At 43.5% G+C, this 625-nt stretch carries 1 protein-coding gene; it reads right to left on the bottom strand.

From position 1 onward, the window contains the following. The coding region (locus DW650_RS19405; RefSeq protein ID WP_279217106.1) for a flagellin N-terminal helical domain-containing protein at window positions 1–542 on the bottom strand (542 nt) is incomplete at its 3' end. Window positions 543–625: the final 83 nt, after the last annotated feature.

Here is a 625-nt window from a genome sequence, read left to right as displayed (position 1 = left end):
CCAGCATTGGTAAAGCTTGTCATCTTTAATGCATCAACACTAAGTGCTGTTGCACTCATATCATCGATGCTGACGGTAATCTTCTGTCCACATAAAGAACCAACCTGAAGATTCTTTGTTGTGTACTTTCCGTCTAACAGGTTCATTGTATTGAACTGTGTTGTGGAACGGATTCTGCTGATCTCAGATGCTAACTGATCAACCTCTTTCTGGATAGCTGTACGATCAGCTGTGGTATTGGTATCGTTTGCAGCCTGTGTTGCCAGCTCATTCATACGCTGTAAGATAGAGTGAGTCTCAGATAATGCACCCTCAGCAACCTGAATTAAGGAAACACCATCCTGAGCATTGTCAGAAGCTTTATTTAATCCACGGATCTGGCTTCTCATCTTCTCAGAAATTGTTAATCCTGCTGCATCATCTGCTGCACGGTTGATTTTGTAACCGGAAGATAACTTCTCTGAAGATTTTGCCTGTGCGCTAGTTGTGATTCCTAACATTCTGTTCGCATTTGCTGCGGTCATATTGTGCTGTACTACCATAATTCATTTCCTCCTTGAATTTACTGCGGCTTCCATGCCGCATGTCATTTTACCGTGCTTCCCATTCCAGCCGTACGCTCTGG

The organism is Roseburia sp. AM23-20 (genome assembly GCF_003470905.1).
Taxonomy (GTDB): domain Bacteria; phylum Bacillota; class Clostridia; order Lachnospirales; family Lachnospiraceae; genus Roseburia; species Roseburia rectibacter.
The sequence above is the reverse complement of the archived record's forward strand: the minus strand, read 5'-3'. Positions and strand labels throughout refer to the sequence as shown.